The organism is Bradyrhizobium sp. 33ap4, from assembly GCF_032654765.1.
In the GTDB taxonomy this organism is placed as follows: domain Bacteria; phylum Pseudomonadota; class Alphaproteobacteria; order Rhizobiales; family Xanthobacteraceae; genus Bradyrhizobium; species Bradyrhizobium australafricanum.
In genome coordinates this window covers 19714-34669 of the sequence record NZ_JAUMTJ010000034.1, presented here as the reverse complement: position 1 = coordinate 34669, position 14956 = coordinate 19714, and the positions used below count along the sequence as shown (strand labels likewise).

Annotated in this window: 16 protein-coding genes; 12 read left to right on the top strand and 4 right to left on the bottom strand. The window is 66.1% G+C overall.

Annotated elements, in window-relative coordinates:
- The first annotated feature begins 65 nt into the window (after nt 1-65).
- From Q2M23_RS25170 to Q2M23_RS25160, 3 genes are all read left to right on the top strand, one after another.
- A complete protein-coding gene (locus Q2M23_RS25170; protein ID WP_316397381.1) occupies nt 66-776 on the top strand; it encodes an SDR family NAD(P)-dependent oxidoreductase in 711 nt (236 codons plus the stop codon).
- Between the two features lie 22 nt (nt 777-798).
- Complete coding sequence (locus Q2M23_RS25165; RefSeq protein ID WP_316397380.1) at nt 799-1050, top strand: 4-oxalocrotonate tautomerase family protein; 252 nt, start codon at nt 799-801, stop codon at nt 1048-1050.
- 121 nt (nt 1051-1171) lie between these two features.
- Nucleotides 1172-2416: a YbfB/YjiJ family MFS transporter gene (locus tag Q2M23_RS25160; RefSeq protein WP_316397379.1), complete on the top strand. Its 1245-nt coding sequence runs from the start codon at nt 1172-1174 to the stop codon at nt 2414-2416.
- Here the strand turns inward: Q2M23_RS25160 and Q2M23_RS25155 are convergent.
- From Q2M23_RS25155 to Q2M23_RS25140, 4 genes are all read right to left on the bottom strand, one after another.
- On the bottom strand, nt 2413-3564 hold the full coding sequence (locus Q2M23_RS25155) for an aminotransferase class V-fold PLP-dependent enzyme (RefSeq protein WP_316397378.1): 1152 nt from the start codon (nt 3562-3564) through the stop codon (nt 2413-2415). The two genes, Q2M23_RS25160 and Q2M23_RS25155, sit on opposite strands and share 4 nt — an antisense overlap.
- Before the next feature lie 55 nt (nt 3565-3619).
- Complete coding sequence (locus tag Q2M23_RS25150; RefSeq protein WP_316397377.1) at nt 3620-4507, bottom strand: hypothetical protein; 888 nt, start codon at nt 4505-4507, stop codon at nt 3620-3622.
- Between the two features lie 87 nt (nt 4508-4594).
- On the bottom strand, nt 4595-5347 hold the full coding sequence (fliP, locus tag Q2M23_RS25145; protein ID WP_253607883.1) for a flagellar type III secretion system pore protein FliP: 753 nt from the start codon (nt 5345-5347) through the stop codon (nt 4595-4597).
- Nucleotides 5344-6288, bottom strand: a complete 945-nt coding sequence (locus tag Q2M23_RS25140; protein ID WP_316397376.1) for a flagellar biosynthetic protein FliO — start codon at nt 6286-6288, stop codon at nt 5344-5346. Before Q2M23_RS25140 ends, fliP begins: the two co-directional genes overlap by 4 nt.
- 359 nt (nt 6289-6647) lie before the next feature.
- Between Q2M23_RS25140 and flgB the strand changes: the two genes are divergently transcribed.
- The 9 genes from flgB to Q2M23_RS25095 all read left to right on the top strand — a co-directional run bounded on the left by flgB (nt 6648) and on the right by Q2M23_RS25095 (nt 14891).
- Nucleotides 6648-7058: a flagellar basal body rod protein FlgB gene (gene flgB, locus Q2M23_RS25135; RefSeq protein WP_076825629.1), complete on the top strand. Its 411-nt coding sequence runs from the start codon at nt 6648-6650 to the stop codon at nt 7056-7058.
- 39 nt (nt 7059-7097) lie between these two features.
- A complete protein-coding gene (gene flgC / locus Q2M23_RS25130; RefSeq protein WP_018272466.1) occupies nt 7098-7523 on the top strand; it encodes a flagellar basal body rod protein FlgC in 426 nt (141 codons plus the stop codon).
- A gap of 26 nt (nt 7524-7549) precedes the next feature.
- Nucleotides 7550-7861 carry a flagellar hook-basal body complex protein FliE gene (fliE, locus tag Q2M23_RS25125; RefSeq protein ID WP_057018333.1) on the top strand — a complete coding sequence of 104 codons (312 nt, stop codon included), beginning with the start codon at nt 7550-7552 and terminating at the stop codon, nt 7859-7861.
- Nucleotides 7862-8006: 145 nt separating this feature from the next.
- Complete coding sequence (gene fliQ, locus Q2M23_RS25120) at nt 8007-8270, top strand: flagellar biosynthesis protein FliQ (RefSeq protein ID WP_016844766.1); 264 nt, start codon at nt 8007-8009, stop codon at nt 8268-8270.
- Between the two features lie 18 nt (nt 8271-8288).
- Nucleotides 8289-9059 (top strand): flagellar biosynthetic protein FliR, encoded by a 771-nt coding sequence (fliR, locus tag Q2M23_RS25115; RefSeq protein ID WP_016844767.1) that lies wholly within the window; start codon nt 8289-8291, stop codon nt 9057-9059.
- A gap of 11 nt (nt 9060-9070) precedes the next feature.
- The gene (flhB, locus tag Q2M23_RS25110) at nt 9071-10144 is read left to right on the top strand and encodes a flagellar biosynthesis protein FlhB (protein ID WP_316397375.1); all 1074 of its coding nucleotides are present in this window, start codon (nt 9071-9073) and stop codon (nt 10142-10144) included.
- A gap of 142 nt (nt 10145-10286) precedes the next feature.
- Nucleotides 10287-12857 carry a cell cycle histidine kinase CckA gene (gene cckA / locus Q2M23_RS25105; protein ID WP_316397434.1) on the top strand — a complete coding sequence of 857 codons (2571 nt, stop codon included), beginning with the start codon at nt 10287-10289 and terminating at the stop codon, nt 12855-12857.
- Nucleotides 12858-13099: 242 nt separating this feature from the next.
- Complete coding sequence (locus tag Q2M23_RS25100; protein ID WP_057018337.1) at nt 13100-14062, top strand: Tim44 domain-containing protein; 963 nt, start codon at nt 13100-13102, stop codon at nt 14060-14062.
- Nucleotides 14063-14213: 151 nt separating this feature from the next.
- Nucleotides 14214-14891: a hypothetical protein gene (locus tag Q2M23_RS25095; RefSeq protein ID WP_018272461.1), complete on the top strand. Its 678-nt coding sequence runs from the start codon at nt 14214-14216 to the stop codon at nt 14889-14891.
- Nucleotides 14892-14956 lie beyond the last annotated feature (65 nt).

Genomic DNA, 14956 nt, shown 5'->3' with positions numbered 1-14956 from the left:
ATGTAAATAGCTTGCTCTCCATCGAAGCGGCGTTGGGTCGCTTCAGCAACAGATGGAGAGAGATCATGGGTGCAGAGCAGAAGGTTGCCATCGTCACCGGTGCGTCGCAGGGCCTCGGCGAGGCCATCGTCAAGGGCTATCGCGACCGCAACTGGCGCGTCGTCGCCAATTCCCGCAGCATCAAGCCGTCGACCGACAGCGACGTTCTGACCGTCCCCGGCGACATCGGCGATCCCGAAGTTGCCGACCGCATCGTCAAGCAGGCGCTCGGGCGCTTCGGCCGCATCGACACGCTGGTCAACAATGCCGGCATCTTCCTTGCCAAGCCGTTCACCGACTACACCGACCAGGACTACGCGCAGGTGCTCGCGACCAATCTCAACGGCTTCTTCTACATCACCCGCCGCGCCGCCAGGGAGATGGAGAAGCAGGGATCCGGGCACATCGTGCAGATCACGACCAGCCTCGTCGATCACGCCAACAGCAACGTTCCCTCGGTGCTGGCCTCGCTGACCAAGGGCGGCCTGAACGCCGCCACCAAGTCGCTCGCGATCGAATATGCCGCCAAGGGTATCCGCGTGAACGCGGTGGCGCCCGGTGTGATCAAGACCCTGATGCACGCGCCGGCGACGCACGACTTCCTCGCCAAGCTGCATCCGGTCGGACGAATGGGTGAAGCCAAGGACATCGTCGACGCCGTGCTGTTCCTGGAAGGCGCGGGCTTCGTCACCGGCGAGATCCTGCATGTCGACGGCGGCCAGAGCGCCGGTCATTAACGAGCACGATCCGGAGAGTGCCATGCCTATCGTCACCATCCAGGTCACGCGTGAGGGGACGGCGCCGGGGGCGTTGTCTACCACGCCGGAGCAGAAGGCGGCATTGATCAAGGGCGCCAGCGAGCTGCTGCGCGACGTGCTTGGCAAGCCGATGGAGTCGACCTTCGTCATCATCGAAGAAGTCGATACCGATAATTGGGGCTGGGGCGGGCTGCCCGCGCTGGACTATCGCAAGAAGCTCGCTGCCGCTGCGGCGTCCAAATCTTCCCGCTGAAGGCTTTCCCCAAACCGAATGTGCACCTCTCCCGATCGGGAGAGGTGAGCCGTGATCGCTGCGAGCGATTGCTGCGATCGCAACTAATCATTTTTCATGAACGGCCGGAGGGCCTACTGCGATGTCCATGTCAGCCAATGTCGATCATCACAGGCGCCATCATCACGCCGCGCCGGATCGCGATGCGGGCGGGCCGCTGTGGCTGTCCGCGGCCGCGGGGCTCTGCGCCTCGCTGGTCGGGCTCGGACTGGCGCGCTTCGCCTACACACCGTTGATCCCGGCTTTGATCGCCGCAAAGTGGTTCACGCCGGCGGAAGCGGTCTATCTCGGTGCCGCCAACCTTGCCGGCTATCTCGCCGGCGCGCTGCTCGCCCGCGATCTCGGCGCGCGCATCGGCTCGGTGTGGGCGCTGCGCGGCATGATGGTGCTGGCCGCGATCACCTGCTTTGCCTGCGCGGTGCCGATCTCCTTCATCTGGTTCTTCGGTTTTCGCTTTCTCGCCGGCGTCAGTGGCGGCGTGATCATGGTGCTGGCGGCAACGGCGATCCTGCCGCATACCGCACCCAGCAAGCGCGGCCTGATCGGCGGTGTGATCTTCGCCGGTGTTGGCCTCGGCGTCGCCGCGTCCGGAACACTGGTGCCGCTGTTGCTGCAACAGGGCGTCAAGCAGGCCTGGTACGGCCTTGGCGTCCTGTCGGCGGTGCTGACACTGGTCAGCTGGAAGGCGTGGCCCGCCGAAGCTCCCGCCGCACGTGGCGTGGTCGAGCAGCCCGTCGCGTCGCATGGCCTGCGCTCGCCGCTGGTGATCGCGCTCTGCCTGGAATACGGCCTCAACGCGCTGGCGCTGGTGCCGCACATGGTGTTCCTGGTCGATTTCGTCGCCCGCGGGCTTGGGCAGGGGATCGCGGCGGGATCGCATTACTGGGTGCTGTACGGCATTGGCGCCGTGGTCGGACCGTTGCTCACGGGACACCTCGCCGATCGCGCCGGCTTCGCCGCGGCGCTCCGCGCGGCGTTCCTGATCGAGGCGGTTGCGGTGGCGCTGCCGGCCGTGACGACGTCACCGGCAGTGCTGATCGTGTCGAGCCTGATCGTCGGCGGCTTCACGCCCGGCATCGTGCCGCTGGTGATCGGCCGCATCCACGAGCTGATCCCGCATTCCGCGGCGAGCCAGCGTTCAGCCTGGGCGCAGGCCACCACGACCTTCGCACTGTTCCAGGCGGCGGGTGCCTACGGCCTGTCGTATCTGTTCGCGCACAGCGGCGGCGCCTATGCGCTGCTGTTCGTGATCGGCGCGGCCGGAGTGGCCGTCGCGTTAGCGATCGAACTGTTCGGCGTCGTCGGACTGCGGCACAAGTCCGGCTAACCGCGCAGCGCTTTGGTCAAGACCGCGACGAGGCGATCGACATCGGCCTCGTCGTTGAAAACGTGCGGCGAGATCCGCATCCGGCCGAGCCGCAGCGCGACATGGATGTTCTCGGCGGCGAGCCGCGCGATCAGCTCCTTCGGGATGCCGCCGGCCATGCCGAGGCTCAGGATGTGCGGCGCACGTAGGTCGCGCGCCAGCATATCGAGCTTGAGATCACGCACGCCGCCCGCGATCCGCTCGTTGAGCATCGCGAGCCGCGCGCTGACGGCAGCGGCGCCCCATTCCGCCATCATCTCCATGCCGATCGAGGCCATCTCCAGCGTGATGAAATGATCGCGCTCGCCCATGTCGTAACGCGTGGCGTTGTCGACATAGGCGAGATCGCCGAAATAGACCGGATTCTCGGAGTTCACGTTGCGGCGGCCGCTGGAGGTCTGCTCCAGCGGCACGCCGTTCTGGTGGCGTTTTGCAATATAGAGGAAGGCGCGCCCGTAGGGGCCGATCAGCCATTTGTAGGTCGGAAACATCACGGCGTCGGGGTCGAGCCTCGTCACGTCCATCGCCACGACACCCGCACTCTGCGTCGCGTCGATGACGAACATTGCGCCGTGCCGCCGCAGCGCGGCCTGCACCTTGTCGACGTCGATCATGCCGCCGTCCGACCAGTGCACCGAGGAGATCGAGGCGAGGCCGACCGGCGGCGCGCCTGACCGCTCGATCGTTGCCAGCACTGCCGATGTCCAGTCGCCGTCGGCGGGCTGGCGTACGGTGTCGACGACGAACCCCTGCGCCTCGGCGCGGGCGTGCCATTCCAGCACCGGCGAGGAATGGTCGTTCTCCAGCACGATGACGCGTGAGCCGCGCGGAATGCTCAGCGCCTTCGCCACCGACGCGACGCCGTAGCTGATCGCGGGGATCAGCGCGACATCGTCGGGCGCGGCCTTGATCAGGCGGGCGGCCGCGCTACGGGCGCGCTCATGCTGACGGCCGGCAAAGCCTGCATCGATCGTCCAGGGCTGGCCTTTGCGTCCCACCGCCGCGCGGCCGGCCTCGAGCGTCTTCAGCGGCAGCGGGCTGTAGGACGCCGAATTCAGGTAGCAGACCTCGCGTGGAACATCGAACAGATGGCGCTGGGAGGGAAGCATGTCGTCTCGTTTGCTGGAATTTGCGGATCATGACGTGACGCCGAAGAGCGCGCGCTCAGCCGTCATACTGGTCCGGCCCCATCGCCCACGGCGCCTGGTCGTAGCCGTTGGCGAAGGTGCGGTTGGTCTGCGCCGGATTGCGATTGACCAGTGGCCGCAGATACATCGGGTGGGTAGCGCTGCGCACCTCGTGCTCGACGGTGAACAGATGCCGGCCGTCGGCCGGATCGACGATGTCGCAGAAGCGGTACTGGTATTGATTGTCCTCGCGTGAGACCAGATTGCGTTCGCGCAGTCGCCGGTAGGGGCCCGAGAAGTCCGTGATGTAGATCTGGATGTGATGGCCGTCGAATTCGCCCTGCGCAGTGTCGCTCTCGCGGAATTGCAGATACTGATCCTTGCCGACTTTTGCGCGCGCGACGACGTCGTCGCCGTTCACGACGCTGGCGGGGATGCCCATGATCTCAGGATAGAACCGGCTGATCGCCTCAGCCGTGCCGCGCGGCACCTCGAACTCGACATAGGGCATGCCGAGCGCGATGCGCCCGAACCGTTCGGCGTCCGGTTCGAAGCAGCGTAGCCGGTTGCCCCAGGGGCAGGTGGCCTCGACGTGATCGTTGCGCTCGCGATAGCTGAACGCGGTGCCCTCGAGCTTGGGCGCGACCGCGGCGAGCCGCTGCAGCAGGGCCTGCCGCCCGGCGATCACGATGCCGGTGTGGCCGCGCAGCACCTGCTGGCGGCCGCTCGGCAGGTGAAACTGGCTGCGGCCGACATTCACCCACATGTTGCTGTCGGAGACCATCAGATAGGGATCGCGCGTCAGCCCGATGCCGGCGACGTAGAACAGCGTGGCGAGGCGCTGGTCCGGCACCTGCACGTTGACATGTTCGAGATGGATGGCGTTGCCGAGATCTTCTGCGGCGCGGTCGAATGGCTGCTGCACGGCGCGGCTCCCTGGATGCGGTGCCGCGCATGATAGTGCAACGGTGTGGCCGATCCAGCTGACGGGCCATGAATGTTTCGCAGGGCGCTACCCGCCGTAACTCTGCACCAGGCTGCCGGCGACCAGGGCCCAGCCGTCGACCAGCACGAAGAAGATCAGCTTGAACGGCAGCGAGACCACTACCGGCGGCAGCATCATCATGCCCATCGACATCAGGACCGAGGCGACCACGAGGTCGATGATCAAAAACGGCAGGAACAGCAGGAAGCCGATCTCGAAGGCGCGTTTCAGCTCGGAGATCATGAAGGCCGGCACCAGGATGCGCAGCGACATCTCCTCCGGCGTCGCCGGCGGCGGCTCGCCCGAGAGGTCCATGAACAGCTTCAAATCCTTCTCGCGGACGTTCTTCTGCATGAAGCCGCGCAAGGGGACCGAGGCGCGCTGCAACGCGTCCTCAACGCCGATCTGGTTGGCGACCAGCGGCTTGATGCCGTCGTCATAGGATTTCTGCAGCACCGGCCCCATCACGAAGGCGGTGAGGAACATCGCAAGCGCGATCATCACCGAGTTCGGCGGCGCGGTGGCGGTGCCGAGCGCGGTGCGCAGCAGCGACAGCACGACCACGATGCGCGTGAACGACGTCATCATGATCAGGATCGACGGCGCGATCGACAGCACCGTCAGCAGCGCAATCAGCTGGATCGCGCGCTCGGTCACGCCGCCATTGCCGCCGCCGAGATTGATGCTGATATCCTGCGCCACCGCCGGATCAGCGAGGGATCCGGCGGCGATCAGGACAGCGATGAAAAAAACTCTACGCGGGACTGCCCCTGGCCTCACGAAGGATTCTTCGGTCGGCCGAGCAGCGAGGCCATCTCGTCCTCGAGATTTTCGAACCCGCTCTTCTGTCCGCTGGCGGGCGGGGCGGGCGGCTCGCTGCGCTGCGGGCGCGCCGGCGGCGCCTCGGGCGCAACCGGCGGCGCGACGGTCTCGCCGGCGCCGGCCGGGCGGCGCAGCGCCGCTTCGAGCCGTTGCGCCATCTCGGCGAGATTGGCGTCGGCGTTCGATGGAGGCGGCGGAGCCGGAGGCGCCTGCGTTGCAGCCGGCGGCGGTGCCTGGGGAGGCGGTGGCGGCGGCGTCACGGCGCGCTCGGTTGTGCGCAGCGGTGGCGGCGCCTTCGGCGGCTCGGCGGTGCCGCGCGGCGGACGCGGGACGACCGGCTCGGAGCGCGGCGGCAGGCGTGGCGGCATCGGATCGGGCCGCGGCTCGCCGCGTTCGGGCGTGAAGCCCGCGAGCGGATCGCTGCGACGCTCGGCGATCGGCGGCGCGGGCCGGCGCAGCTCGTCGGCGAAGGAGGGCCGTGTCTGACGCGGCGGCAGCTCCGGCTCGGGAAGGTCGAAATTGTCGGAGCGGGCGGCTTCGCTCTCGTTCCAGGCTGCATCCGGAAGCGGCGCCACGCGCGGCGGCGCGGCATCGGCTGCGACCGCGGGGCGGGTCGACATTTGATCGCGCGCGGGCATCGCGCGGACGATATTCGGCTCGACGACGATATCGGTGGGGCCGCCGATCATCAGGAGATGCTCGATGTTGTCGCGGCGGACCAGCACCAGGCGGCGGCGCCCGTCAACGGCGGCAGCGTCGATCACCGCCAGGCGCGGCATGCGCCCGCGGTTGGCGTTGGCCCCGAGGCGGTTTCCGGCGAAGCGGCGGACGAGCCATGCGGTCACGCCGATCAGCGCCAGCACGACAACGAATGCCAAGACGAATGTAATGACCTGCATATTGGAGTCCCCGGCCATCTTGGCCTTCCTCAGCTTTCGCCATCAACGGGCGCGGATTGATAGGTGCGGTTTGCGCAGCGAATCGCGCCCGAGATTCGCCTTATTTCTTAATTCCCAGCGGCTTGCAGCCCACTGTTCTATTAATAAACCAAGAATCGCTTGTCCCAAAACGACTTCTCAGCGCCCCACGCTGTCTTGGTTTGTGCTGGTTAACGCAGCATTCGTGGCGAAAATGCGCTCGCAGGCCGCAGTTGCGGCGTTCTCCACGGATCCGTCCGGCATTTTAACCACCCGTTAACCATACACCGGGCAAATTCTGCCTACCTCGGAAGAGCCCTGAGGTTAACGGAGCCGCGGCGATGGCCATGAACGATCTCCCGATCCTGTCGGCGTTGCGCACCAAGATGCAGTGGCACCAGGAGCGCCAGCGGGTGCTCGCCGAGAACATTTCCAATTCCGACACGCCGAACTTCCGGCCGCGGGACCTGGCCGAGCCGAAGTTCGACCGGGCCGGCGCCACGGTTGGCGGCGGCGTGGGGACGCTGCCGATGATGCAGACCAGCGCTACCCACATGGCGGCGTCCGGCGCGCCCGACAGCTTCGACAACGATCGCGGCAAGAGCGGGTTCCAGACCCGTCCGGCCGGCAACGCGGTCAATCTCGAGGAGCAGATGCTGAAAGTGTCGGCCAACCAGATGGACTATGCGGCCGTCACCTCGCTCTACAGCCGCAGCCTGCATCTGCTGAAGACTGCGATCGGCAAGGGCTAGAGCAAGGGTTAGCCCGCCTGACGGCGGCAGGAGGATCCCATGGCAGATGGAACAAGCGATTTCGCCCGCTCGATGAGCATCGCGACCTCAGGCCTGCGGGCGCAGGCGGGGCGCATGCGGGTGATCTCGGAAAATATCGCCAATGCCGATTCGACGGCGCAGACCGCGGGCGGCGACCCTTACCGCCGCAAGGTGCCGACCTTCTCCTCCACGCTCGATCGCACACTCGACGCCCAGGTCGTGGCGCTGGGCCGGATCCGCCCCGACCAGTCTTCGTTCCGGGTCAAGCACGAGCCGGGCAATCCGGCGGCGGACGCCTCGGGCAACGTCAAATATCCGAACGTCAATGCGATGGTCGAAATGACCGACATGCGCGACGCCCAGCGCTCCTACGAGGCCAACCTCAACATCATCAGCGCGACGCGGCGGATGATCCAGCGCACGCTCGACATCCTCAAGTCCTGACGCAACAAGAACAGGGAACGTAAATCATGGCTTCACCGACAGTCGCCGCCAACGCCTACGCCAATCTCGCCAAGATGATGGAGCGCGGCGGCGCCGAGAAGGCCGGGCAGGCCGTCGCCGGCCCATCCTTCAGCGCGCTGCTGAAGGACTCCGTCGGCAGCGTCCTGGAGGCGGGCAAGAAGTCCGACGCGCAGACCATGGCGATGACCTCGGGCAAGGCGAACGTGATGGATGTGGTGACGGCGGTCGCCGACACCGACGTTGCGGTGTCGACGCTGGTCTCGGTGCGCGACCGCGTGATCCAGGCCTATGAAGACATCATGAAGATGCCGATCTGACGTCGCTTGCGACGTCATCCCGGGGCGATGCGCAGCATCGAGCCTCAGATGTGCAATTGCACATCAAAGATCTCGAGGTTCCGGGTTCGATGCTTTGCATCGCCCCGGAACGACGGTGCAAACAACTGACAGCGAGAACTCAACAATGACCGGCCCCGAAACCCTCGACGTGGCGCGCGATGCGATCTGGACCATCGTGGTGGTGTCGTCGCCCCTGATGGTGGTCGGCCTCGTGGTCGGCGTCGTGGTGTCGCTGTTCCAGGCGCTGACGCAGATCCAGGAGCAGACCCTGATTTTCGTGCCGAAGATCCTCGCGATCTTCGTCACATTGCTGCTGGCGCTGCCGTTCATGGCGGACTCGCTCAGTAGCCACATGATGCGGATTTCATCGCGAATCATCGGCGGTTGATGCACTAATGCCGCAGTCATGCGCATCGATGTCTCCCTGCTGCCGGCGCTGGCCGCGATCTTCGTGCTGGTCTTCGCGCGCGTGGGCGCGATGGTGATGCTGCTGCCCGGTTTCGGCGAGAGCAACATCCCGGCGCGGGTCAAGCTGTCGATCGCGCTATTGCTGACGCTGATCATCCTCCCCCTGCATCGCAACGCCTATCATGTCGACCTGACGTCGATCTCCTCGCTCGGCGTCCTGATGGTGCATGAGCTCATCATCGGCATCGTGCTCGGCGCGACCGCGCGGGTGACGCTGTCGGCGCTCAACGTCGCGGGCTCCGTGATCGCGCAGCAGCTCGGCCTCGGCTTCGTCACCGCGGTCGATCCGACCCAGGGGCAGCAGGGCCAGATTATCGGCAACTTCCTCACCATCCTCGGCCTCACGCTGCTGTTTGCGACCGACAGCCACTATCTCGTCATTGCGGCGCTGAGCGAGAGCTACCGCATTTTCTCGCCGGGCGAGATCATGCCGACCGGCGATGTCGCAGCGCTTGCGACCTCGGCCTTCTCCGCCGCCTTCAAGATCGGCCTGCAGCTGTCCGCGCCGTTCCTGGTGTTCGGCCTGGTCTTCAACATCGGGCTTGGCGTGCTGGCGCGGCTGATGCCGCAGATGCAGGTCTATTTCGTCGGCGTGCCGCTCTCGATCATGGTCGGGTTCCTGATCTTCGGCGTCGTGCTCGCCGCGATGATGAACACCTATCTCGACTATTTCCTCGGCGTCATGCGCCAGCTCGCTCCGATGAATTAGGGGGAGAAGCAGTGGCGGACGATACCGAAGACAAAACAGAAGACCCTACGCAAAAACGTCTCGATGAAGCCCTCGAGAAAGGTGACGTTGCCAAGAGCCAGGAGGTCAATACCTGGTTCGTGATCGCCGGCGGCACCTTGGTGCTGTCGACCTTCTCGGGCTCGATCGGCAGCGGCATCTTGATGCCGCTGCGCAACCTGATCGCTAGTTCATGGATGATCCGCACCGACGGCGCCGGCCTGCTGGCGCTGACCCAGTCGCTCGGCTACGCGGTGGTCGCCGCGATCGGCGTGCCGTTCCTGTTGCTGGCGCTGGCCGCGATCGCGGGCAACATGGTGCAGCATCAGCTGGTGTGGTCGGGCGAGCAGCTGAAGCCGAAATTCTCCAAGATCTCGCCGGCTGCCGGCTTCAAGCGGCTGTTCGGCAAGCAGGCGGTGGCGAATTTCCTGAAGGGCCTGTTCAAGCTGATTGCGCTCGGCGCCGTGATGGTCGCGGTGCTGTGGCCCGACCGGATGCGGATGGAATCCTTCCTGCGGGTCGATCCGGCCGAGCTACTGCCCGCCATCACCGGCATGACGGTGCACCTGTTGGCGGCGGTGGTCGCCATCCTCGCTGCGGTCGCGATCGCCGATTACTTCTTCCAGTACCGGACCTGGTACGAGCGTCACAAGATGTCGCTGCAGGAGATGAAGGAGGAGTTCAAGCAGTCGGAAGGCGACCCGCACGTCAAGGGCAGGATCAAGCAATTGCGGGTCCAGCGCGCCAAGAAGCGCATGATGGCCCAGGTTCCGAAGGCCTCGGTGATCATCACCAACCCGACCCACTATTCGGTGGCGCTGGCCTACGACCGCAGCATGTCGGCGCCGATCTGCGTCGCCAAGGGCGTCGACAATCTTGCCTTCAAGATCCGGGAGATCGCCAAGGAGCACGACATTCCGATCGTGGAGAACGTGGCGCTGGCCCGGGCGCTCTATGCGACGGTCGAGCTCGACCGGGAGATCCCGGTCGAGCACTATCACGCGGTTGCCGAAATCATCGGCTACGTGATGCGGCTGAGGCGCGGCCTGTCCGGCCTGCGGCAGTAAGGGGCGGAAAACCCGCTTGAAATGCGCGTAACTTGCGAAATTGCCGCCTGTTGGACTTGCGTTTTCGGGTCCGATTCAGGCACTCAGGGGCGAGGTGGCCGGCCGGTCGCCTTCGTGATGCAGACGAGCCATGTCTCTCCAGATGACCGCCGATAGCAACGATCCTTCCGTGACCGAGCCTTTCGTGGCCCACGGGCCAGCGCGGCGGAACGGCAGCATCCTGCTGGTGGTCCTGATCGCCGCCGGCATCGTCGCGGTGGCGGTCTGGCTGATGACCATCGGCCGCACCGAGGCGCAGCCCTATATTCTCGGCGTGCTGGCGCTGCTCGCCACCGTCGGGCTGTTCAACCTGTTCGCCCTTGCCGCCGGCATCATCCGCTTCTCCGACCGCGCCACCGATGATCCGGTGATGGCGCGGATCGCCGACCAGGCCCAGGAAGGGCTCGTCGTCACCGACTCCCGCGGCCACGTGGTCTATTCCAACGCCGCCTATCTCACGCTGACCGGCGCGGCCGGGCCGCAGGAGGTCCGTCCGGTCGAGCGCGTCTTCATCGGCAACCCCGACGTCTCCGAGGCCGTGTTCCGCCTTTTGAAGGCTGCGCGCGAGGGCAAGCGGCAGCAGGAGGAGGTCCGCCTCGCCGGTCACGAGGCCGGCCAGGGCCGCTGGCTGCGCCTGCGGGTACGCCCGCTCGGCGAGGGCAAGCGCGATGCGAAATATGCGGTTTGGTCGATCGCCGACGTCACCCGCGACCGCGAGCGCCAGGAAGACGTGTTCCAGGAGCTGCGGCACGCGATCGAATATCTCGATCACGCGCCATGCGGCTTCTTCTCGGTCAATCCGGCCGGCGAGATCGCCTATGTCAACGCCACGCTGGCCAACTGGCTGGACTACGATCTGGCCGAGATCGGCTCGGGCGGCCTGAAACTGACCGACATCGTCTCGGGCGACGGCGCGGCGCTGTTGACCTCGATTGCGGCGGTGCCGGGCGAGGTCAAGACCGAGGTGTTCGACATCGACCTGCGGATGCGCGGCGGCAAGACCGTGCCGGTGCGGCTCTATCACAAGCTCGCTTTCGGCTCCGACGGCGCGGCGGGCGCCTCGCGCACGCTGGTAATTAGCCGCGCCCGCGACGAGCATTCCGATCCGGAGCGCGCCGCCGAGGTGCGCTTCATGCGCTTCTTCGACCATACGCCGATGGCGATCGCGACCGTCGATCGCGGCGGCAATGTGGTCGGCGCCAATGCGCGCTATGCCAAGCTGGCGCAGGGCCTGAACGGCGACGGCGGCGCCGCCAAGTCGATCTTCCGCGCCGTCAATCCGCGCGACCGCGGCCTGCTGATCGCCGCGATCAACCAGGCGGCCGAGGGCCAGGGCGACATCGCGCCGGTCGAGGTGATGCTCGACGGGCCCAAGGAGCGCTTTGCCCAGTTCTTCGTCACCACCGTCGAGAAGGACGAGCGCGACGCCGAGACCGCGATCGTCTACATGCTCGAAACCACCGAGCGGCGCGCGCTGGAAAACCAGATCAACCAGTCGCAGAAGATGGAGATGGTCGGCCAGCTCGCCGGCGGCATCGCGCACGACTTCAACAACGTGCTGTCGGCCATCATGATGGCCAACGACTTCCTGCTGAACGCGCACAAGCCGACCGACCCGTCGTTCCAGGACATCATGCAGATCAAGCAGAACGCCACCCGCGCCGCGACGCTGGTGCGGCAGCTGCTTGCATTCTCGCGCCGCCAGACGCTGCGGCCGCAGGTGCTCGATCTCGGCGATGCATTGAGCGACCTCACCATGCTGCTGCGCCGGCTGATCGGCGAGAAGGTCAAGCTCGACCTCGTGCATGGCCGCGACCTGTGGCCGGTGAAGGTCGACGTCTCGCAGTTCGAGCAGGTGGTGGTCAATCTCGCGGTCAACGCGCGCGATGCGATGCCCGACGGCGGCAAGCTGATCATCCGCACCGCCAATGTACCGACCGAGGAGGCCGCCCAGCTCGCCAACAAGGGCATGCCGGCGGCGGACTATGTGAAGATCGAGATCGCCGACACCGGCACCGGCATTCCGGCCGAGATCATCGACAAGATCTTCGAGCCGTTCTTCTCGACCAAGGAAGTCGGCAAGGGCACCGGCCTCGGCCTGTCCACGGTCTACGGCATCGTCAAGCAGACCGGCGGCTTCGTCTATGTCGATTCCGTGCCGGCCGGCGGCACCACGTTCCGGATCTATTTGCCGCGGCATCGCCAGGAGCAGGAGGTCGCACCTGAGGCCCAGGCCGGCAACGGTGCGGCCATGGAAACCGCCGCCGCCACGGAAGCCGCCAAGCCGAAGCCGGATCTGACCGGGCAGGGCACCATCCTGCTGGTCGAGGACGAGGACGGCCTGCGCTCGCTCAATGCGCGCGGCCTGCGTTCGCGCGGCTACAGCGTGATCGAGGCGGCGAACGGCGTCGAGGCGCTGGAAGCGTTCGAGGAGAAGAACGGCGCTGTCGATCTCGTCGTCTCCGACGTCGTGATGCCGGAGATGGACGGCCCGACGCTGCTGAAGGAAATGCGCAGCCGCAACGCGGAGCTGAAGATCATCTTCGTCTCAGGCTATGCCGAGGACGCCTTCGAGAAGAGCCTGCCGGAGAACCAGCAGTTCGCGTTCCTGCCGAAACCCTTCACGTTGACGCAGCTGGTCGCCGCGGTGAAGGAAACCATGACGGCGAACTAGCCGGTTGCCGCGGCAACCGGCTTTACTTCTCGCAAGTGCGAGGCGAAATTCCGCGGTAACTGTGGTTGAAACCGGGCCTCATCCCGCGGTAGGACGCGCCGTCGCATCCATAAGGACCATAGTGTCACATCTCCGCGACCGAGGGCCGCAGCCGCGGTTCCCGTTTCCCGCTTCACTTTTAACCGTCCCTGCCCATCTTAGGGGCGTTTCCCCATGCCGGGGAATCCTTTGAGGAAACCAACATGAATTTCTCGCAACGCACGCGTGGAATTGTTCGGGCGATCGCCGTCGCGATGGCACTGGCGCTGCCCGTGATGATGACCGTTTCGGCGGCCGACGCCCGCGTTGGCGGCGGCGGCTCGCGCGGCTCGCGGACATTCTCCGCGCCGCCCTCGACCAACACGGCGCCGGGCTCGGTTGCGCCGATGAACCGCACCTTCAGCCAGCCCGGTAGCCCGAACATGGGCTCGCCGGCGGCGGCAAATTCCGGCGGCCTGTTTGGTCGCGGCGGAATGGGCCGCGGCCTGCTCGGCGGCCTGGCCGCGGGCTTCCTTGGCGCCGGCCTGTTCGGCATGCTGTTCGGTGGCGGGTTGTTCTCGGGTCTCGGCGGCTTGTCGTCGATGCTCGGCCTCTTGCTGCAGATCGGTCTGATCGTGCTCGTGGTTCGCCTTGCGATGTCGTGGTGGCAGCGCCGCAACACGCCGGCGGCCGCCTATGCCGGTGGCCCCGACGTCGGCCCCGGTCCGCAGGCGAACGCCCGCTCGGGCTTCGGCTTCGGCCTTGGCGGCGGATCGAATGCGCCGGTCGAGATCGCGCCTGGCGACTATGAGACGTTCGAACGGCTGCTCGGCGACATCCAGACCGCGTGGTCGAACGAGGACATCGCGAAGCTGCACACGCTCGCGACGCCGGAGATGGTGTCGTACTTCTCGAAGGATCTCGAGGAGAACAAGGCGCGCAACGTCACCAACAAGGTGACCAATGTGAAGCTGCTGCAGGGCGATCTGGCGGAAGCCTGGCGCGAAGGCGACAGCGAGTATGCGACGGTCGCGATGCGCTACTCGCTGGTCGACACCACGCTCGAGCGCGGCACCGGCCGTCAGGTCGGCGGCAGCACGCAGCCGGAGGAGGTCACTGAGGTCTGGACCTTCGTACGCCAGCGCGGCGGCAATTGGGAGCTTTCGGCGATCCAGCAGACCAACTGATCGGTTGCCGGAGAATGACAGATACAAGGCGCCGCGGCCTCGTCCGCGGCGCCTTTGTTTTGTGCCTTCATTCACATGTCGCGGCGCCGGAATATCCGGAGGGCCTGCGGGTTGATCTCAGCGGACCATAACAACCATCGGGAGGATTGAGATGAAGATCGTTGCGCAGATCGCGGTTCCGGCCTGTCTTGCGTTCGTCGTCGTGGCGGCGCCGCCGGCGGCGGCGCAGACCGCCGACACCAGCTTCTTCCTGACCAGCAACGGCATCGGCAACGGCGGCAATCTCGGCGGGCTCGCCGGCGCCGACAATCATTGCCAGACGCTGGCGCAGGCCGCCGGCTTCGGCGCGCCGAAGACCTGGCGCGCCTATCTCTCGACTCAGGCGGCCGATGGCAAGGCAGCGGAGAATGCGCGCGATCGTATCGGCAAGGGACCTTGGAAGAATGTAAAGGGGGTCGTGGTCGCCAAGGACGTCGCCGACCTGCACAGCGCCGGCAACAATCTCACCAAGCAGACCGCGCTGTCCGAGAAGGGCGAGGTCGTCAACGGTGCCGGCGACACGCCGAACCGCCACGACGTGCTGACGGGCTCGCAAGCAGACGGTACGGCATTTGCGGCCGGCGAGGACCGCACCTGCAAGAACTGGACAAGCAGCACACAAGGCGCCGCCATGCTCGGGCATTTCGACCGCAAGGGCCTGCGCGACGACGAGCCCTCAAAATCCTGGAACACGTCGCATCCCTCGCGCGGTCCCGACGGCGGTTGCTCCCAGGCTGACCTGAAGAGCACCGGCGGCGACGGCCTGCTGTACTGCTTCGCGGCGAACTGAGAGAGCGCATCTGCTTCGTCATTGCGAGCGCACCGACGCAATCCATCCTGCCGTACGCACGGAGC